General features: G+C 44.8%; 20 protein-coding genes. 15 read left to right on the top strand and 5 right to left on the bottom strand.

All coding sequences use genetic code 11. The features are described 5' to 3' along the window. The first annotated feature begins 10 nt into the window (after positions 1 to 10). The 10 genes from GO620_RS11380 (at position 11) to GO620_RS11335 (ending at position 10,771) form a co-directional block, all read left to right on the top strand. Positions 11 to 1,507 (top strand): MiaB/RimO family radical SAM methylthiotransferase, encoded by a 1,497-nt coding sequence (locus tag GO620_RS11380; protein ID WP_157525483.1) that lies wholly within the window; start codon positions 11 to 13, stop codon positions 1,505 to 1,507. Positions 1,508 to 1,541: 34 nt separating this feature from the next. Further along, positions 1,542 to 1,934 carry a four helix bundle protein gene (locus GO620_RS17485; RefSeq protein WP_157525482.1) on the top strand — a complete coding sequence of 131 codons (393 nt, stop codon included), beginning with the start codon at positions 1,542 to 1,544 and terminating at the stop codon, positions 1,932 to 1,934. 46 nt (positions 1,935 to 1,980) lie between these two features. After that, a complete protein-coding gene (locus tag GO620_RS11370; protein WP_157525481.1) occupies positions 1,981 to 3,225 on the top strand; it encodes a sigma-54 interaction domain-containing protein in 1,245 nt (414 codons plus the stop codon). Between the two features lies 1 nt (position 3,226). Next, a complete protein-coding gene (locus tag GO620_RS11365; RefSeq protein WP_157525480.1) occupies positions 3,227 to 3,757 on the top strand; it encodes an LptE family protein in 531 nt (176 codons plus the stop codon). Positions 3,758 to 3,789: 32 nt separating this feature from the next. Further along, on the top strand, positions 3,790 to 5,559 hold the full coding sequence (locus GO620_RS11360) for a hypothetical protein (protein WP_157525479.1): 1,770 nt from the start codon (positions 3,790 to 3,792) through the stop codon (positions 5,557 to 5,559). Between the two features lie 9 nt (positions 5,560 to 5,568). Continuing rightward, positions 5,569 to 5,931 (top strand): preprotein translocase subunit SecG, encoded by a 363-nt coding sequence (gene secG / locus GO620_RS11355; protein ID WP_157525478.1) that lies wholly within the window; start codon positions 5,569 to 5,571, stop codon positions 5,929 to 5,931. A 228-nt stretch (positions 5,932 to 6,159) separates the two neighbouring features. After that, positions 6,160 to 6,453: a co-chaperone GroES gene (locus GO620_RS11350; RefSeq protein ID WP_157525477.1), complete on the top strand. Its 294-nt coding sequence runs from the start codon at positions 6,160 to 6,162 to the stop codon at positions 6,451 to 6,453. 36 nt (positions 6,454 to 6,489) lie between these two features. After that, a complete protein-coding gene (groL, locus tag GO620_RS11345; protein WP_157525476.1) occupies positions 6,490 to 8,127 on the top strand; it encodes a chaperonin GroEL in 1,638 nt (545 codons plus the stop codon). Positions 8,128 to 8,492: 365 nt separating this feature from the next. Next, positions 8,493 to 9,278 (top strand): mechanosensitive ion channel family protein, encoded by a 786-nt coding sequence (locus tag GO620_RS11340; RefSeq protein ID WP_157525475.1) that lies wholly within the window; start codon positions 8,493 to 8,495, stop codon positions 9,276 to 9,278. A gap of 62 nt (positions 9,279 to 9,340) precedes the next feature. Then, positions 9,341 to 10,771: an L-serine ammonia-lyase gene (locus GO620_RS11335; RefSeq protein WP_157525474.1), complete on the top strand. Its 1,431-nt coding sequence runs from the start codon at positions 9,341 to 9,343 to the stop codon at positions 10,769 to 10,771. 121 nt (positions 10,772 to 10,892) lie between these two features. On the opposite strand, the gene GO620_RS11330 is transcribed toward GO620_RS11335, so the two are convergent. The 3 genes from GO620_RS11330 to GO620_RS11320 are packed head-to-tail and all read right to left on the bottom strand — an operon-like array spanning position 10,893 to position 12,960. Beyond that, positions 10,893 to 11,594, bottom strand: coding sequence for an SGNH/GDSL hydrolase family protein (locus GO620_RS11330; RefSeq protein ID WP_157525473.1), 702 nt, complete (start codon positions 11,592 to 11,594; stop codon positions 10,893 to 10,895). Next, positions 11,591 to 12,319, bottom strand: a complete 729-nt coding sequence (lipB, locus tag GO620_RS11325; RefSeq protein ID WP_157525472.1) for a lipoyl(octanoyl) transferase LipB — start codon at positions 12,317 to 12,319, stop codon at positions 11,591 to 11,593. Before lipB ends, GO620_RS11330 begins: the two co-directional genes overlap by 4 nt. Before the next feature lie 2 nt (positions 12,320 to 12,321). Beyond that, positions 12,322 to 12,960 carry a 4'-phosphopantetheinyl transferase family protein gene (locus GO620_RS11320; RefSeq protein WP_157525471.1) on the bottom strand — a complete coding sequence of 213 codons (639 nt, stop codon included), beginning with the start codon at positions 12,958 to 12,960 and terminating at the stop codon, positions 12,322 to 12,324. A 72-nt stretch (positions 12,961 to 13,032) separates the two neighbouring features. Between GO620_RS11320 and dcd the strand changes: the two genes are divergently transcribed. Next, positions 13,033 to 13,569 (top strand): dCTP deaminase, encoded by a 537-nt coding sequence (gene dcd / locus GO620_RS11315; RefSeq protein ID WP_157525470.1) that lies wholly within the window; start codon positions 13,033 to 13,035, stop codon positions 13,567 to 13,569. Between the two features lie 49 nt (positions 13,570 to 13,618). Then, positions 13,619 to 16,303: a TonB-dependent receptor gene (locus GO620_RS11310; RefSeq protein ID WP_157525469.1), complete on the top strand. Its 2,685-nt coding sequence runs from the start codon at positions 13,619 to 13,621 to the stop codon at positions 16,301 to 16,303. A 3-nt stretch (positions 16,304 to 16,306) separates the two neighbouring features. Here GO620_RS11310 and GO620_RS11305 read toward each other — a convergent pair whose 3' ends face one another. Continuing rightward, the gene (locus tag GO620_RS11305; RefSeq protein WP_157525468.1) at positions 16,307 to 16,558 is read right to left on the bottom strand and encodes a hypothetical protein; all 252 of its coding nucleotides are present in this window, start codon (positions 16,556 to 16,558) and stop codon (positions 16,307 to 16,309) included. Between the two features lie 257 nt (positions 16,559 to 16,815). Here GO620_RS11305 and GO620_RS11300 point away from each other — a divergent pair, with 257 nt between their 5' ends. From GO620_RS11300 to GO620_RS11290, 3 genes are read left to right on the top strand one after another with little or no spacing between them, the layout of a single operon-like run. Further along, positions 16,816 to 17,829: a c-type cytochrome gene (locus GO620_RS11300; protein WP_157525467.1), complete on the top strand. Its 1,014-nt coding sequence runs from the start codon at positions 16,816 to 16,818 to the stop codon at positions 17,827 to 17,829. 1 nt (position 17,830) lies between these two features. After that, positions 17,831 to 18,277: a DsrE family protein gene (locus tag GO620_RS11295; RefSeq protein WP_157525466.1), complete on the top strand. Its 447-nt coding sequence runs from the start codon at positions 17,831 to 17,833 to the stop codon at positions 18,275 to 18,277. Between the two features lie 7 nt (positions 18,278 to 18,284). Then, entirely contained in the window at positions 18,285 to 18,878 is a 594-nt protein-coding gene (locus tag GO620_RS11290; protein WP_157525465.1) for a TlpA family protein disulfide reductase, read from the top strand. A 1-nt stretch (position 18,879) separates the two neighbouring features. On the opposite strand, the gene GO620_RS11285 is transcribed toward GO620_RS11290, so the two are convergent. After that, the gene (locus GO620_RS11285; RefSeq protein ID WP_157525464.1) at positions 18,880 to 19,740 is read right to left on the bottom strand and encodes a DOMON domain-containing protein; all 861 of its coding nucleotides are present in this window, start codon (positions 19,738 to 19,740) and stop codon (positions 18,880 to 18,882) included. Between the last annotated feature and the right edge of the window lie 55 nt (positions 19,741 to 19,795).

Raw genomic sequence — 19,795 nt, 5'->3', positions numbered from 1 at the left:
TGCATTTAGTATGATCGATTTAGCGCTTCCGGATACGAAACATGATGAGAGCAGGCAGGGCGAAGCTTTAATGCTTGAACCAACGCGCAAAAGCGGTGGCCGCAAGCTGTATATAGAAAGTTATGGCTGCGCTATGAATTTTTCTGACAGTGAAATTGTCGCATCTATCCTGGCCGACAAGGGCTTTGAGACCACAAACGACTTCAAAAGCGCCGACGTGATCTTTATTAATACCTGCTCCATCCGCGAAAACGCAGAGCAGCGTGTGCGTAACCGTTTAAAAGAATTTAAGGTAACTAAATATAATAATCCGGGGACTGTTGTAGGTGTGCTGGGTTGTATGGCAGAGCGCCTGAAATCTAAGTTCCTGGAAGAAGAAAAATTGGTAGACGTTGTGGTTGGCCCCGATGCTTACCGCGACCTTCCGAATCTTTTGGAAAAAGTAGATGGCGGGCAGCGTTCTGTGAATGTATTGTTGTCGCGCGAAGAAACTTATGCGGACATTAACCCGGTACGCTTAAATACCAATGGTATTAATGCCTTTGTGTCTATTATGCGTGGCTGCGACAACATGTGTTCGTTTTGCGTAGTGCCCTTTACCCGTGGCCGCGAGCGCAGCCGCGACGCGATATCTATTGTTGAGGAATGTACAGATCTTTTTAATCAGGGCTATCGCGAAGTGACCTTATTAGGTCAGAATGTGGATTCTTATAAATGGGTAGCTAATCAAGTCTCCCCTACCGGCGGAGATTTAGAGGGGGCGATCTCCTTTAAAGAGGGGCGGGGAGAGGTTGCTGTCCAAGAGGATTATACTCAGAATATCGTCAACTTCGCTAATTTATTAGAGATGGTGGCGCAGGTAAGCCCCGATCTGCGGGTAAGGTTTTCTACCTCGCACCCTAAAGATATTACCGACGAGGTGTTGTATACCATGAAAAAGTACGACAACATCTGTAAGTACATACACTTACCGGTACAATCTGGCAATAGCGAGGTGTTAGACCGCATGAACCGCACTTACACCCGCGAGTGGTACATGAACCGTATCGATGCCATTAACAACATATTGCCGGGCTGCGCTATTTCTACCGACGTGATCACCGGTTTTTGCGGAGAAACAGAAGAACAGCATGCAGAGACATTGAGCATGATGGATTACGTGCAGTATGACTATGCCTACATGTTTATGTACTCCGAAAGGCCGGGAACTTTAGCTGCTAAACGCTACGCCGATGATATCGCTGAGGATGTAAAAGCGCGCCGTCTGAATGAGATCATTGAAAAGCAACGCGCCCATGCCCATGTGCGTTTACAAAACCAACTGGGCAAAGTGCATAAGGTACTGATAGAAGGTTTTTCAAAGAAATCTAAACTGGATTATGCAGGCCGTAACGACCAAAACGCGATGGTGATCTTCCCGGTTAAGGAAGGGATTAAACCAGGTCAATACATAAATGTGCTGGCACAAAGCTGTACAAGCGCAACCTTGATAGGGGAGATTGTTTAAGGGAATCAAGAATTAAGAATCAGGAATCGAGACTATGACCACAGGGCACAATTTCAAAAATTTAAAGGTGTGGCAAAAGTCGATGGATCTCGCCGACATGGTTTATGAGTTTTCGCAAGAACTGCCGCATTCTGAAAGATATAACTTGATCGATCAGATAAACAGGTGTTCAATTTCAATACCATCAAACATTGCTGAAGGTTCTGGTAAAAGGACGAATGCACACTTTGCTGAGTTTCTTTCAACTTCATTATCGTCGTCATACGAGCTAGAAACACAGTTAATTATCTGTCAACGTCGGCGGTACGGCTCGGGCGAAATATTAAAGCAATTATTCGAATCTCTTGAAGAGGTTCAAAAAATGATATTCAATTTTCGGGAGTATGTCATTCAAGGGAAAAATTCCTTTATAAAATCAACAACATAAAATTAAGGGTCTTGATTCTTGAATCTCGATTCTTGTTTCTCACATAATGGATGTACAAGAAATAAAACAACGTTACGGTATCATCGGCAATTCGCCGTTGCTTAACCGTGCCATTGATATTGCAAATCAGGTTGCGCCTACAGATATTTCTGTACTGATAACCGGTGAAAGCGGCAGCGGTAAAGAAGCGTTTTCGCAGATCATACATAACTTAAGTCCGCGTAAGCACGGGCCGTTCATCGCGGTAAACTGCGGCGCTATCCCCGAGGGTACTATCGATTCTGAATTGTTTGGCCATGAAAAAGGCGCTTACACCGGAGCTGTTGGCGAGCGCAAAGGCTATTTTGAAACCGTTAACGGCGGCACTATTTTTCTGGATGAGATCGGTGAGATGCCATTGGGTACGCAGGCTCGTTTGCTTCGGGTTTTAGAATCGGGTCAATTTATACGTGTAGGCTCGTCAAAAGTAGAAAAGACCAACGTACGTGTAATTGCAGCAACAAATGTCGATGTATATGACGCCGTTAAGGCAGGCAAATTCCGTGAGGATCTATACTACCGATTGAATACAGTCCCCTTGCGTATACCACCACTTCGTGACAGGAAGGAAGATATCTATTTGTTGTTTCGCAAGTTCGCCGCAGATTTTACAGATAAATACCGCACGCCCCCCATTCACTTGGATGAAAGCGCGCAGCAGGTATTGGTCAACTACTCATGGCCGGGCAACGTTCGCCAGCTAAAAAATATGGCCGAGCAACTGGCCGTTTTAGAGCGCGACCGTACCATTACCGGGCAAATGCTTTTAAACTACATTCCGAACGAGGGGACGAAGAGCAACTTGCCAATGCGTATAGAAAATCAGCCCAAAGAAGATTTCTCTGAAAGGGATATTCTTTATAAGGTCCTTTTCGATATGAAGCGTGACATGGTCGAGTTAAAGAAACTGGTGGCAGATATGATAGAACATGGCGGTGTTTCGCCCAACTATGCCAACCACTCGCAGGCAATTAGTCAACTGTATCGCGATATCGAGATCCCAAATAATATCCACGAGCCGCAATTAACCCTGCAGCAGCCCGTTACAGTAAATAACAATGGCAACAGCGACAACTACAACATTACGCCGCATGCCGAAGAAGTTGAAGAGTCGCTATCTTTAGTAGATAAAGAGTCGGACCTGATACGCAAAGCCTTAAAAAAACACAAAGGCAAACGTAAACTGGCGGCAAATGAATTGGGTATATCAGAACGTACCTTATACCGTAAAATAAAAGAATTAGACCTGTAACATGCTTAACCGCAAATTTTTTATACCGGCGCTGATCATCCTTTTGGCATGCTTTAACCAAAGCTGCTCTTACACACTAAGTGGTGCATCTATATCCGCAAACCTCAAAACCATCAACGTGCAATTCTTTGAAAACAATGCGCCGTTGGTGGTCAACAACCTTAGCCAAACATTTACAGAAAGCCTTAAAGACCGCATCCGTTCGCAAACCCGTTTGGCAATTGTAAGGGGCGAGGCCAATGCGACCATGTCAGGCAATATCATCGGCTATTCTATTACGCCGGTTTCTGTACAGGCAACAAATACGTCAACCGCGCCGCCTATAGCATCGGCCAGCAGGTTAACAATTACCGTTAACGTTAAGTACAGCACCTTTACTGATAAGGACGATAAGAAGAATGACTTTGAGCAGCAGTTTAGCCGCTACGCTGATTTTACGGGCGATATCGCATCACAAGAGCAAGGCTTGATTGCGCAAATTAACCGCCAGCTTACCGAAGACATTTTTAACAAAGCCTTTGCTAATTGGTAGGCAATACTTACTTTCATAGCGTGGATAGCCAAATGTTTGACAACGACGCTGAAGTATTGTGGAAGATATTAGCCGACCCTGCCGATGCCAACCGCAAGGATGACGATGTGCTGATCGGGTTGTCAAAAAAGTATCCGCAAAGCAACCTGCTTCATTTATTATGCGCCCGCAATGGCGACGACGAGTTGATTAAAAAAGCTGCTATTTATGCAGGCAGTGACATTCTGCATAAACTGGTAACCAGTCAGCCCGCAAATAACGACATTGCCCTGAGCGACATCATCACCATTAACGGCGAGGCCACAATGTATACGCCAAAGCCTGCTGTCTATGCAGACAAACACGTTGCAGCAGCTGCGTCCGAGGCCAACGAAACCACCGTTGCCAAAGAGGTACTGACAGACGAACCGGCAAGCGTTGAAGTGCCTAAGATTACCCATGATCACCCGATAGGGCAAGACTTTGCAGCAGAAGAGAAAACTCATGAAGAACTGCCGCAACAGCCGGAAACAGAGGCCCTTGCGGAGCCTGATCGTCCCGAATACATTCCGCCTGCAAACCCTGTAGTAAACCAGGTAGAGACAGGCATAGAAGAATGGCAGGCCGACGATGACGATACTTATCAGTTTGTAAATAATAGCAACGAGATAAAGCCTGTCGCAGCGGATGACCATGCGGCTTTTAAAAGGGATGCATCTGAACAACAACCTGTTGGGGAGGAAAAGCGTGAAGAACCGCAGCCACTTACGCAGCAACAACCATTCAAGGATCAGCCTGCTGCGATAACAGGATCAATAACCCTGGCTGAAGAGCCCAAGCCGGAGCCGCAAATTGACGCTGCTTCTCCGGCCGAACAGCAAGCCACCGTAGCTGAAACACATGTTCTGGTGCCAACATCGCCAGTAATCACGCCTGTCCAAGCAGCCGCCGCTGATGACGAGGTGTTTGATGAGATAGTCGGTATTGAAGATATCTTCATCGACCGGAATAAGCGAAGCCCTGTTGAAGAACCGGTAGTGTCAGAAGAGCCTGCACAATGGCCGGTGATGCAAGAATTTGTACAGCCTGAACAGTTTGACGAGCCAATAGTTGAAAACGGGCCGGAGGCACCTCAGCCTGAAGAGCCGAAGTATCATCCGTTTACGGAAGAGGTTACGCCGCATATTGAAGTTAAGGAAGAACCTAAGCCGGAAGTTATTTCGCCGAAGGCGGATAAATTGCTGGACGAAGAGATCATTGGCAGCATAGTAGCTACAGATTACTTTGGTTTTACCGCTGCCAACGGTGCCGATGTGATTGACGAGCCGGCCGCGCCTGTATCATCGTCAACTGCCGCGGATGTACCTAAGACAGACGAAACGGTTGCCAAATATTACGACGAAAACCTGCCATACTCTTTCTTATGGTGGCTGGATAAGACCCGCCGCGAACATGCCAGCGTTTATCAGCCTTTTGCCAAAAAGCCGGTATTGCCAAAAATGAGCACCCTGGCAGAGGCGCCCGCCAGGCCGCCCTTTGCTGAGCATAAAAAGGTTGACGAAGAGAAGATCATAGAGCGATTTATACAGGAAGAGCCGCAGATGCGGCCTGCTGTTACTGACAAGGCCGACAATGAAAATAAAGCCCGCAACAGTGCAGAAGACGCAGATGATATGGTTACAGAAACCCTGGCGCGCATTTATACCGAGCAAATGCTATTTCACAAAGCCATTGCTACTTATAAAAAATTGATGTTGAGATATCCGGAAAAAAGTAGTTACTTTGCAGGCCAAATTCACCTGTTAGAGAACAGGATTAATTAACAGAAAGAAATGTATTTTATCTTAATTATTGTTGCCATTATAGTTTGTATCCTTTTAGGCTTTATCGTATTGATACAAAATCCTAAAGGCGGTGGTTTATCATCAAATTTCTCGTCATCATCTCAATTGATGGGCGTGCAAAAAACAGGCGATATTTTGGAGAGAGGTACCTGGATATTGGCGATCACTTTAATGGTATTGTCTTTGGCTATTAACGTAGCGGTAAAAAGCAGCACCGGCCGCGCGGCAGGCGCAGGCAGCGAATACCAAAATCAAATTGATAAGGCTTCTGCACCATCTGCAACAGCACCGGCAACCAACCTGGCTTTGCCAACCGCGCCAGCCCCTAAGAAAGACTCCACTAAGAAGTAATTAAACACTGATATTTACGAAAGGCTTTAGAATTTTCTAAAGCCTTTTTTTATGCCAACTGACAGCCTGACATTTTAGAATTTGTACATATAACCCTCAATTTTAAGATATTGTTAATTGGCTGACAGATATACAGCTAAATATGCCAAATTGTTAAACTATCGGCAGTTGGCACAATTGATGTTCAAAAAGGGGACAACCAAAAAGTAAATTAATCATCATAAAATTATGTCATTAAACATTAAGCCAATTGGAGACAGGATATTTGTAGAACCTGCGCCTAAAGAAACCAAAACAGCATCAGGTATTTATATTCCGGAAACCGCACAAGAGAAACCACAAGTTGGTACAGTTGTGGCAGTGGGCCCCGGCAAATATGCCGACCTTACCGGTAACATTATTCCGATCAATGTTAAAGTTGGCGACCAGGTTTATTACAGCCAGTACGCTCACGAGATCACTTACGAAGGTAAAAGTTACCTGGTATTAAGAGAAGCCGACATTTACGGTGTAATTGTTTAATTAATCAGTCAATCATAAAATTATAAAACTATAATCATGTCTAAACAAGTTAAATATAACGTTGAAGCCCGTGACGCCCTGAAAAGAGGTGTTGACATTCTGGCAAACGCAGTGAAAGTTACTTTAGGCCCTAAAGGCCGCCACGTTATCATCGACAAAAAATTTGGTTCACCGGCGGTAACTAAAGACGGTGTAAGCGTAGCGAAAGAAATTGAATTGAAAGACGCCATTGAAAACATGGGCGCACAAATGGTAAAAGAAGTAGCATCTAAAACTGCTGATATTGCGGGTGACGGTACTACCACTGCAACCGTATTGGCTCAGGCTATTGTTACTGCAGGTATTAAAAACGTTGCTGCCGGTGCAAACCCAATGGATTTAAAACGCGGTATCGATAAAGCAGTTAAGCAAGTTGTTGACAATCTTAAATCTCAGAAACAAGATGTTGGCGACGACTTTGGTAAAATAAAGCAAGTAGCATCTATTTCTGCTAATAACGATGACGTTATAGGCGAGATGATCGCTGACGCGATGAAAAAAGTTGGTACATCAGGCGTGATCACTGTTGAAGAAGCAAAAGGTACCGAAACAGAAGTTAAAACTGTAGAAGGTATGCAGTTTGACCGTGGTTACTTGTCGCCATACTTTGTAACCAACTCAGACAAAATGGAAGTTGAGTTAGACAACCCTTACATTTTGATCTATGACAAGAAGATCTCTTCTATGAAAGAGTTGTTGCCGATATTGGAGAAACAAGTACAAACCGGTAAACCGCTGTTAATTATTGCTGAAGATCTTGACGGCGAAGCATTAGCTACTTTGGTAGTTAACAAGATCCGCGGTTCGCTGAAAGTTGCTGCCGTTAAAGCTCCGGGTTTTGGTGATCGTCGTAAGGCAATGTTAGAAGATATCGCCGTATTAACAGGCGGTACAGTAATATCTGAAGAGCGTGGCTATAAACTGGAAAGCGCAGAGCTTGATATGTTAGGCCAGGCAGAAAAAGTAACTATCGATAAAGACAACACCACCGTTATAAACGGTGTGGGCGACTCTGATAACATTAAAGCCCGCGTTAGCGAGATCCGTGCTCAAATCGAAGTAACAACTTCTGATTATGACAAAGAGAAATTGCAAGAGCGTTTAGCTAAGCTATCTGGCGGGGTTGCGGTATTATACATCGGTGCAGCATCAGAGGTTGAGATGAAAGAGAAAAAAGACCGTGTTGATGACGCGTTACACGCTACACGCGCTGCTGTTGAAGAAGGTATCGTAGCAGGTGGTGGTGTTGCTTTCATCCGTGCAGTTGCATCTTTGCAAGACCTTAAAGGTGATAATGAAGATGAGAACACAGGTATCCAGATCATTCGTCGCGCTATAGAAGAGCCATTACGTCAGATCTGTGACAACGCGGGTATCGAAGGTTCAATCGTGGTACAAAAAGTTAAAGAAGGCTCTGCCGACTTTGGCTACAATGCACGCACCAATGTTTATGAAAACCTAATAGGCGCAGGCGTTATAGACCCAACTAAAGTATCACGTGTTGCTTTAGAGAACGCTGCTTCTATCGCTTCTATGTTGTTAACTACAGAATGTGTGTTAGCAGACGAAGTTGAAGAGAACGCGCATTCACATGCTGCTCCGCCAATGGGTGGTGGAATGGGCGGGATGATGTAATCAGCCGTTAAGCAAACTATATAAAAAGGCCGTGTCTGCAAAGACACGGCCTTTGTTGTTTTCTATGTACAATTTTAAGTACATATTTTTGCTTCGCGAGTCGCTGACTACAGTAAAATACTAACTAATAAGTCAGTATTTAAAGGCTTTTGTATGATTTGTGTTACCTGTGAAATAAATTTCACTTCCAATGACGCTTTTCGATTCATGGGCACAGCATTTGCCTTATTGGGTTCATTATGAAATTTATAGTACAGAACCGCAAGAAGATACACACACAAATAGTGACCTGGGTGCTTACCTCAGGTACAGAGGTTTTAGCCAGCTTAATATAATTTGATTTGTAAATTTGTCGCTCACGACAAATGGATCTACAACTCTTCTACAGCAAAGCCTCTACATGGATCATTGACAAGGGTCCGAAACTCATAGTAGGCATCATCATATTTTTTATCGGTCTTTGGATAATTCGTGTTATCCGCAATACACTTAAAAAGCGTATGACGCGTAATGAGGTGCACTCAACGCTTCAACCTTTTTTTCTTAGCCTGTCAATCACCGCCTTGTACCTTATCCTCATCATCCTGGTGATGGAAATAGTAGGTATAGAACTTACCATATTTACCACGGTAATCGGAGCGGCTACAGTTGCGGCAGGTTTAGCCTTGTCCGGTACGCTTCAAAACTTTGCTGGCGGAATATTGATCTTGTTGTTAAAACCCTTTGATCTGGATGATAATATTTTGGCACAAGGGCAGGATGGTACAGTTACTTCTATACAGGTTTTTTACACGGAGATATTAACGCCTGATAACAAAACGGTGATCATACCAAACGGGAAACTCTTTAACGAGGTGATCACCAATGTGTCGAGAAAGGGAACCCGCCGAATAGACATTGAAATTAAATTAGGTTACGCCGCCGACTCGGACGAAGTGATCGCTATCATTACTAAATGTGTCGCCGAGATCAAGGATATTTTGGCTTCGCCGAAAAGCATTGTAGGCGTTTTCGCGCTGGACGTTGACGGCATTCGATACACTTTAAAAGTTTGGGTAAAGCCGCAAAACTTCCTTCGCGTTAAACTGGAATTGCAAGGTTTAGTGATAAGACGTTTGCGTGCCGCCGGAATAAAATTGCCGGGCATGTAATATCTTGAGGTTTAGCACCGTATTGTTTAAGTGATAAGCCAAACTATCTCTACCTTTGTATAATGCAGAAAGAACAGATATCTGTTTTTGACATGTTTAAAATAGGTATCGGGCCGTCCAGCTCGCATACACTCGGCCCCTGGCGGGCCGCGCAGCAATTTGTGTCTTTACTGCAAAGTAGCCAGGTTTTAGAACTGGTAACAGAAGTTAAGATCCTGTTATATGGCTCACTGGCCAAAACCGGTAGGGGGCACGGCACAGACGTAGCCATTTTATTGGGCCTTAGCGGCGATGACCCTGTAACATTTAACGTAGATGAGGTAACGCCTAAAACAGAAGCTATCAAATCGGAGGGAAAGCTTTGCCTCGGCGGTTTTCGTGAGATAGGCTTTTCATACATCTACGACCTGCTCTTCCTATTTACTGAGAGTTTGCCGTTCCATCCAAACGCGGTCACATTTCAGGCTTTTTTAAGCAATGGCAAAGCAGTCTCGGAAACCTACTATTCCATCGGCGGCGGTTTTGTAGTATCAGACAATTGCGAGAAATCGGCCGGAAAGGCGGAAGTTGATCTGCCATTCCCGATAGAGAATGCTGGTGAACTGCTGCACTGGTGCCGCAAAACCGGCTTAAAAATTTCTGAGGTGGTAATGGAAAATGAGCAGGCTTGGCGAAGTGAGCAAGAGACCCGCGCAGGTGTGCTCAATATCTACAAAACTATCAGTGAATGCATTTATCGTGGCTGCCATACCAGAGGTAACTTACCGGGTGGGCTTAACGTGGCACGCCGCGCTGCTGCGCTAAATAAAAAGCTCATTGGTAACCGTGCTTATAATAATTATAATGAGTGGGTAGCTGCCATTCGCGCTACCGGCGAAGGTTTCAAGAACATACTCGACTGGGTGAGTTGTTTTGCCCTGGCAGTGAACGAAGAAAATGCTTCGTTTGGGAGGGTGGTTACCGCGCCAACTAATGGTGCTGCAGGAGTGATCCCGGCAGTACTGCAATATTATATTGTTTTCTGCGACGCGTTTAAAGAAGAACAGGTAATTCAGTTTTTGCTTACCGCGTCTGAGATCGGCAGCATATTTAAAAAAGGCGCGACGATATCTGCAGCTATGGGCGGCTGTCAGGCCGAGATAGGCGTATCATCTGCAATGGCCGCGGCAGCGCTGACAGAATGTTTAGGTGGTACGCAAAGACAGGCTATGATGGCAGCAGAAATTGCTATGGAACACCACCTTGGTCTAACCTGCGATCCGATAGGCGGACTTGTTCAGGTGCCGTGCATAGAGCGCAACACCATGGGGGCGATTAAGGCCATAACAGCATCGCAATTGGCATTACAATCAAACCCCGAGTATGCTAAAGTAAGTTTAGATGCCGTAGTGAAAACCATGTGGCAAACGGCTTTAGACATGAATTCTAAATACAAAGAAACTGCTGATGGCGGTTTAGCCATTAATATTCCTATAAGTTTGCCGGAGTGTTAGTTAGTGCGCATGTGCGAATAGTAAAATAGTCATCCCGAACTCGTTTCGGGATCCCAAAAGAATGGCTTAACCACTGTCTTTGAGATGCCGAAACAAGTTCGGCATGACTTAAGGCTTACTCTTAATTGTCATCGAGTTCTTCCAAAACTTTCGGCAGTAACTTCTCCACCCATAATCCATACATTTTGCCGGACGGATGCAAACCGTCATCAGCTAATAACGAAGCATCATTTGCAGCTTGCAAAGAGATTGGCGTGATGTCGATATAGCTGACATGCAGGCGCTCGCTTTCTTGTTTGTTGTAAGCGTTATATGCAGCAAGTTCTTTAGCGATCTTTTCTTTGTCGCTATTTGCAGCAAACGGTGTGACCGAATAATCCGGGATGGAAAGTACATACACGTGTTTCGCGCCGCCGTTCGCAAGCGATATCGCAGTATTTAAAAGCTTTGTAAACTCTTTATGGTAGGTAGCGATATCGATTCCCTGATACTGGTTGTTTACGCCAATCAGTAACGTAACGATATTATATTTCTTAGTTAACTGCGCACTTCCTATTGCCGCGATCAAGGCGCCGGTAGTCCACCCTGTGGTAGCAATAATCTGGGGATCGGCTATGTCGATCTTTCGGTCGTGCAACTGTGCCGCCAGCTGATACGGAAACGATTGCTCAGCAGGCACCGATTCACCAATGGTATAAGAATCGCCCAGGGCAAGGTAAGTAATCGTATGTGCGTTATTTTCCATTTTAGTGCCGGCAGTGTTATTATTGACGGTGCAACCTACTGTAAGCAGCGCAGTGGCAAATATTTCTAACAGCTTCATCCAATGATCTCCATATCAAACAATACGGAAATATGATGCCTTAAGATTGTTTTTACTTCGTCTATGTCTAATTGGATACCTAGTTCCTGTTGCATAGAGGTAACGGCCTTATCGTCAATCCCGCAAGGAACAATGTTTTTGAAATACTCAAGATTAGGGTTCACATTAAAAGCCAGTCCGTGCATAGTCACCCAGCGGCTGCAGCGCACACCCATGGCACAAATCTTACGCGCTTTTTCATTATCAGCGTCCAGCCAAACGCCTGTATAGCCAGGATAGCGCTCGCCATTTAACCCATAATGGTTCATTGTTAATATTACGGCCTCTTCCAGCATGCGCAGGTAACGGTGTATATCAGTGAAGAAATTATCCAAGTCTAAAATAGGATAGGCCACCAATTGTCCCGGCCCATGGTAAGTAATATCGCCGCCGCGGTTTATTGGATAATATGCGGCGTTCTTTTCTTGCAAACCTTTTTCATCAAGTAACAGATGCTCCGGTTTACCGCTTTTGCCCAAAGTGTACACGTGCGGATGTTCGCAAAAAATGAGGTAATTTCTGGTGGTTATTTCATCGTCAGCACTATCACCTGCAGGAGCCGGCTGCAGGTTGCGGATGGTAGTCTTGGTATTAACGGTATTGGCAAAAATTGTTTCCTGCTTATCCCAGGCTTCTTTGTAATCAATAAGGCCCCAGTCGTCAAAAAGTACTTGTTTATTTTTCATATCTATCCCGCCACGTATCCCACCATATAATCATCATACTTCATGTAATGTACATCATAGTTTATGTCGATGTCATCTTTTAACAGTTGCGCTTTTACTACCCCGGCTGTTTCATATTTAAAAGGTTGCAGCAAAATGTTGTCTAAAAAAGATACCTCTGTTTTACCATAGCATTTGTAAACGGCCTCTTTAGCGCACCAGCAGACATATAACTGGTCGATTTTATCTTTAGGGTTGATAAACGCCAATTCGGGCTCGTCCATAAATTTGTGGGCTATGCGCTCAACCTTATCTTTTATCTGTTCAATGTCTATACCAACAGGCTTACTTTTGCTCACCATTACTGCGGCATAATCAAAAGAGTGGCTAAGCGAAATATGGTATGGCATGTTGGTAAGATATGGCTTGCCATGCTCATCTATCTGGCAGTCAATGTAGTCGTCGGTTTGAAGCATTTTGCGTAATAAAACCCGCGTACCAAGCCAGTGAAGATTACGTTTACCGTGGCTTAAACGCTCAAAATATGCTTTCTCAACAGCGTTTAGTTGTAGCTGGTTGTAAAGGTCTTCTACTTCTTCTTCTATTTTCCAGATCGCAAACTCTGTGTCGGGGTCAACCTGCTTGCGGAACGCTATTGCCATAAAAGTAAAATTGCAAAAACGCGGGCAAACTAATGTCAAATAATTATAAATTAGTCGGGTAAAGCACCCCACATGATCTTATCAGACAAACGCATTTTAGAAGAGATAGATAAAGGCCACATTATCATTGAGCCCTTTTACCGCGAAAACCTGGGCACTAACTCTTATGACGTTCATTTGGGAAAACATCTGGCAACTTACCGCAGCCGCGTGCTCGATGCAAAGGCACACAACGAGATAGATCACTTTGAAATTCCAAAGGATGGTTATGTTTTGCAGCCCAACACTTTATACCTGGGCGTTACTATGGAATATACAGAAACCCATAAGCATGTTCCGTTTCTGGAAGGTAAATCGAGCACAGGACGGTTAGGTATAGATATCCATGCAACTGCGGGTAAAGGCGATGTTGGTTTTTGCAACACCTGGACACTGGAGATATCATGCGCGCAGCCGGTTAAGATCTATCCGGGAATGCCAATTGGCCAGCTTATTTATTTTGCTGTTGAAGGCGATATTGAGACCATGTATAATACTAAAGGCGACGCGAAGTACAACAAACCTACTACCCGCCCTGTAGAAAGTATGATGTGGAAAAATAAATTTTGACACATAACTTTTATAATTTTTAGCCGTAATATTGTTTATAGACATTCTTATGGCATATAAAAAAATACCCCTGTTTCTTTTGGTGATAGTCGCCCTGGCTTTTACATCACCGGTCATTGCTCAAACTAATGCTATTAAGAATACCGAGTCTGCATTGTTAAGATGGACCGACGAGTATCCGCAAGAAAAAGTCTATTTGCATTTTGACAAACCCTATTACGCCACCGGCGATGATATGTGGTTTAAGGCATATATAACCGTTGGTGCCGATCACCGGCTCTCGGGCCTAAGCGCCGCATTAAATGTAGAACTGATTGACGCGCTCGACTCTGTAAAGCAGTCGATAAAACTGCCCGTAGTTGCAGGCGTCGCCATGGGCGATTTTGCTTTGTCTGACACACTTAAACCCGGCAACTATCGCGTAAGGGCTTATACTAATTGGATGCGTAATTTTGGTACTGATTATTTCTTCGATAAGACGATTTCTATCGGCGGCACCGCTGCAAATTCTGTTTATACCCGCGCCGCATATTCGTATAGCGCCACAAATGGCCAAGCAAGTACTACCGCAACCGTGACTTTCTCTGATGTTGATGGTAACGTGTATGCCAATAAAGAAGTGAGTTACCGTGTGGTCATAAACGGCAAGACGCTTGTTCGCGGTAAGGGCACAACCAACAACAAAGGCGTAATACCTATAAGTTTTTTAAGCCCGGCTAATATGCAATTCAAAGGTGGACTTATTGAAACGCGCATAAAGACAGATGCAAAAACGACGCTGGAAAAAGAAATTCCTACCAAAGCTATTTCTTCTTCAGTGGATGTGCAATTTTTTCCCGAAAGCGGTTATTTGGTTTATGGTCTGCCATCAAAAGTAGCCTTTAAGGCAATTGCCTCCGATGGCTTAGGCACTCCTATAAGCGGCAACATAACCGATAACAGCGGAACTGAGGTCGCGAAGATCACTACCCAGCATTTGGGAATGGGTTTATTTATGCTCGTGCCTTCCGATAATAAAACCTATAAAGCCAATCTCACATTCGCTGATGGGTCTCAACGTAGTATTAATCTGCCGGTGCCGAAGCAGGATGGCTATGAGTTGGCGATCAATACCTTGAGCGACCCTGATAATGTTACACTGCGCATTTATGCGGGCGGGGCGGTAAAGGGCGCAGAAATAAGCGTTGTTTCCCAGAGTAGTGGCACTATCTGCTATGCCGCACGCGACAATCTGAAGGACGGCGCCATTTTTGCTAAAATACCGAAATCACATTTTCCACGCGGCATTGTACAATTTACGTTATTTGACGCGGCCGGTAATGCGCTTAACGAGCGTTTGGCTTTTATAGATAAACCCGACGATCTTAAGCTTGACATTATAACGCCGAGCCTAAATCTAAATACACGGCAAAAAGTAGATCTTGGTATTAAAGCCACTGATGATAGCGGCAAGGGTATGGTGGCCAGCTTATCTGCTGCTGTGGTCGATAACACTAAAGTGCCGGTAGACGCTAGCAATGAAGTGACCATCCTATCATCAATACTTTTAAGCTCTGATATTAAAGGTTATATAGAAAAACCTAATTATTATTTCGAGAACATAAGTGCTGAAACCAGGCGCGACCTCGATGTATTGATGCTTACGCAAGGCTATCGCCGTTTTGATTGGAAGAGTCTTCTAACGGGCAACATGCCCGCCAAAGCTTTTGAGCCTGAGAAGTCCATCACTATATCGGGCAGGGTGCATACAGGTGGAAACAAACCTGTGGTGGGCGGTAAGGTTACTTTATTTACAACAAAGGGCGGCATTTCTTACGTGGATACCCTTACCGATAAGGATGGCCGTTTCGCTTTTAGAAACCTTGTATTCGCAGACAGCGTTCGGTTTGTGATACAGGCCAGAACGAGCAAAAACAGCAAATTTGTTGACATCGAACTAGATAATACCAAACCTCAGGTAGTAACCGTTAACCCAAATGGGCCTAATGAAAGCCTGAGCGATACGACGCTTAGTTATTTAAGAAGCGAGAAAAGTTATTACCAGCAGCAATTGAAAGGTGGCGTCGGTAATCACAACATTTTATTGAAAGAGGTTATCATTCGTGAAAGCAGGCAGCCGCTTAAAAACTCAAGTAATAGAAACGGGCCTGGGCAGGCTAATCAGGTCTTAAAAAGTGATGAGTTGGATAAGTTCACTTGCTCTTCGTTAGATATATGTTTGCAAGGCCGCATTCTCGGAGTCACTTTCAGAAATGGTATACCATACTCTCGTGGAGGACAAATGCAAATTTGGCTGGATGGCTTTCAGATCGATGCAGACATTCTAAGAAGTATTAATCAATACGATATTGGTAGTATAGAAGTACTTCGAAGCCCTGAATACGCCGCCGTTTACGGCGCACCAAATGGCCTTTTGTTAATCAACACAAAACGGGGTGGCGAGACTGTTAGTATCAACAAATATACACCCGGCTTGATCACTTATATGCCTAAAGGCTATTACCAGGCACGTCAGTTTTATTCGCCACAATATGGGGTGTCAAGCACTAACGCGGCCCTTGCAGATCTGCGCACCACTATCTTTTGGAAACCAAATATCGTAACCGACCAAGATGGCAAAGCATCAGTTGACTATTTTAACGCAGGATCGCCGGGCACTTACCGTGTTGTGGTTGAAGGAATAGACACAGAAGGCCACATTGGCCGCAAGGTGTTAAGCTACACAGTAAAATAGATCTTAAACTGTAGTGAATATCATATACATGGCTGCCTCTAAAAGCATGAGCATGGAGCCGCACAAACAAAAAAACACGATCGGCTTATTGCGCGAATTGAGTGCCGCAGGCAATAATTGGAATACCGCCGCGGCTACAAAAAGCGGTACAATGTATTTTGGCTTATTGATGAAATAGAACAGTAACGCCGGGAAGGGCAGCACAAACATGATCTGCAGTGCGATAACTACATAGAGAGACATTTTCTCTGACATTGGGCGGCGGGAAGTGTCCAACACGTTGTCAATTAACGTTTTGTTTCTTTTGAGTAATACCTCGGAGGTTCTTCGATCCCCGATCAAATTTCGATTCAAGCTACGCATGCTGCTATTTATACATATTCCGTGCCTGAAATTTCTTTGTGCGAAATAAAATAATCTTTGTAAATAAATTGTTTCAAATGCGTTTGCCCGATCGGTATCAATATATTATCGTGATTATGCAAAATAGGCTATCTTAGTATACTTGTTAAATGCCAGTCAACAAACCCGCATATCTGTTTTTATCTGCCACCATAAGCGGTCTCATTGCTATTATCGGCATAGCAACCTTCTTTTTAAGTTGTAATAGAAGTAATAAAGAACAAGCCGCGGCGCAAAAGCCATCAAATATGCCGGAGCAGCGATGGCAAGTTCCCGACACAGCTATCCTTCCGCATGATAAACGAGGAGAAACCATTAGATATGGACGCGAGTTGCTGGCACACACATCAAAATACTTTGGGACAAAGGGAAGCATTGCCCAAATAACCAACGGTATGAATTGCCAGAACTGCCATCTCGATGCCGGATCGCGCCTGTTTGCCAATAATTACTCGGGCTTTATAGCGTCTTATCCCAAAAAGAGCAACCGCAGCGGAAGGATGACGCCTGCTACAGAGCGCATTGCCGAATGTTTTGAACGAAGCCTAAATGGTAAAGTGCCCGACACGGCCGGCAAAGAAGTGCAAGCGATTTTGGCTTACATGAAATGGCTGGGGCGCGGGGTTAAAAAAAGCGAAAAGCTTTATGGCTCATCTACGCAGAAATTGCCCTTTTTAACGGTAGCAGCGAATCCGGCGAATGGCCTAACAGTTTATAAAGCCAAATGCCAAAGCTGTCATGGTGCCGGTGGGGAAGGGTTATTGGCAGCTGATAAAAAGAGTTACGCTTACCCGCCTTTATGGGGACGGCACAGTTACAACGACGGCGCCGGCATGTATAGACTGATCAACTTTGCGGGCTTCGTGAAAAATAATATGCCTTATGGTGCTACCTATCAGCGGCCGCAATTAACTGATAAAGAAGCCTGGGATGTCGCGGCTTTCGTAAATTCGCAGCCGCGGCCACACCGTGAGCAGAACAGTGACTGGCCCGACAGAACGAAAAAACCTATTGATATGCCATTTGGACCTTACGCCGATAACTTTAGCGAGCAACAGCATAAATACGGTCCTTACACGGGAATAGCTGCGGCGCAAATAACCAGACAAACAAACACCAAATAATATGAAAAGCTTACTTAGATCATTACTTGTATTCGCGTTTATTTTCGCGATAAAACCAGTCCTGGCGCAATCGAGTTTCAAGGGTGCTGACGCGGATGCCACATCTTACAAAGCGTTGTACTACCTTAATTCAAATGATGAAAAAAAGATACGCAGCACTTTGCGCAACATCGATAACGCCCTGGAAGACCCCCGTTTAAAAGGTAAGGTACAAATAGAGTTGGTAGTTTTTGGAGACGGCGTAGCGGCCTATGACAAAGCCGGCCCATATGAAGAGCAGTTGAGCAACCTGGCTAAAAAGGGAGTGATATTGGCGCAATGCAATAATACCCTACGCGAGCGCCACATAGATCCGGCAACGTTGTTCCCTTTTATTGGTATAGTGCCAAGCGGCAACGGTGAAATCATTATCCGCCACGCCCAAGGCTGGGCTACTATACATCCATAGTATATCCATGCAAGCCAAACAAGCTGCTAAAAGGTGGTTTACCAGGAGCAATGTCCTGAATGCCATATTTATAATTGTGCTTGCAGTATTTGTGTTATACCTGCCGACGCGGGTGATGTTAATGCGCGGTTTGATGAAGATTGGGTTATTCAATCCTTCTGTTTCTACAGAAACGGATCATCCCGTGCAAGCAGGTGATGTCGTTTTTCAGGATAGTGCCGGCAAGCAGATCAGTTTGTCATCGCTTAAAGGTAAAGTGGTTTTCATAAACTTTTGGGCAACCTGGTGCCCGCCATGTATTGCAGAACTGCCGTCAATAGATGATCTGCACACCAAACTTAAAGACAACCAAAACATTGTTTTTATAGCCGTAGATGCTGATGCCGATTTTGGCAGATCGCTTCCATTTATTGCAAAACATGGTTATCATGTGCCTTTATTTATTCCTGTGTCAACCGTGCCTCAAAGCTTGATGGGCAACGCCATCCCGGCGACAGTGGTGATCGACAAGCAAGGCATGATCATGTTCAGGCATGATGGCGCGGCAAATTACTCGGGTACCAAATTCCGGGATTTCCTGACAGCGCTGGCAGCAAAATAATTTAGTTGCCGCTTAGATAAAACTTTTCCCAAAAGTCAACAGACTTACTCATTTCAGATCGATCAATTGAGGGCTGGCTTCCTTGCATGCCCCCACCGCGCATACCTCCACCCATTCCTCCCCGGCCGCCACGCATACCACCTCCGCCCATGCCACCGCGTCCACCGCCCATTCCGCCTCTGCCACCCATCTGGTTTTCAGCCTCGCCGGCAGGTTTGTTTGCAGGGCGGGTAATGCCGTTTATCCTGAAATTAAATGCCCACTCCGTTTTAGCAATATCATCTGCATGGAAAAATTTTAAAGGTATGGCCGCTTCGTAATTCAAATGACCGTTATCATCATAAGTGATGGCTGCTTTAATTCCGTAGGTGTTTGCAGTAGTAATGATGTCGCTTTCTATATCCGGGAAACCGGTTACTTTAATGTTTCGCAGCTTGGTAAGCCGTGCCCGCATCATCTCGTCGCGGTCATCGGGCATACCGGTCTGCGCTGGTGCACCGGTAAGTGCTGCCGGTTCATTTTCATTGGCCACCGGGAATGTCATGCTATACATCTCTTTCTTTTTTCCTTTGGTATTGATACTCAATGTAAGGCCGGATCGTAAGACACGCAATTGCTCACTGCGGTCGCTTAACCTCAGGGCAACGTATATGTTCTCTGTATCATTAGCTAAAGAATAGTTCAACTTTTTCTCTGCATTGTAATAGCGCAGGCTGTCGCCCCATTCAGTTATGGCACCATCGATTTTGATGTTGGCTGGTGGTAGTTGCAGCTGACTGCCGGTCGTGCTTTGCGCATTAATAGATTGCATGGTCAGTGATAACGCGATAGAAGCGAGTAAGGAATAAACAGAGATTTTCATGAGGGGCAAAATGACTTATAATTATGAACAGGTGATGAATTACATGCCCATAACA

The organism is Mucilaginibacter ginkgonis, from assembly GCF_009754905.2.
Classification (GTDB): domain Bacteria; phylum Bacteroidota; class Bacteroidia; order Sphingobacteriales; family Sphingobacteriaceae; genus Mucilaginibacter; species Mucilaginibacter ginkgonis.
This window is presented reverse-complemented; position numbering and strand designations above follow the sequence as displayed.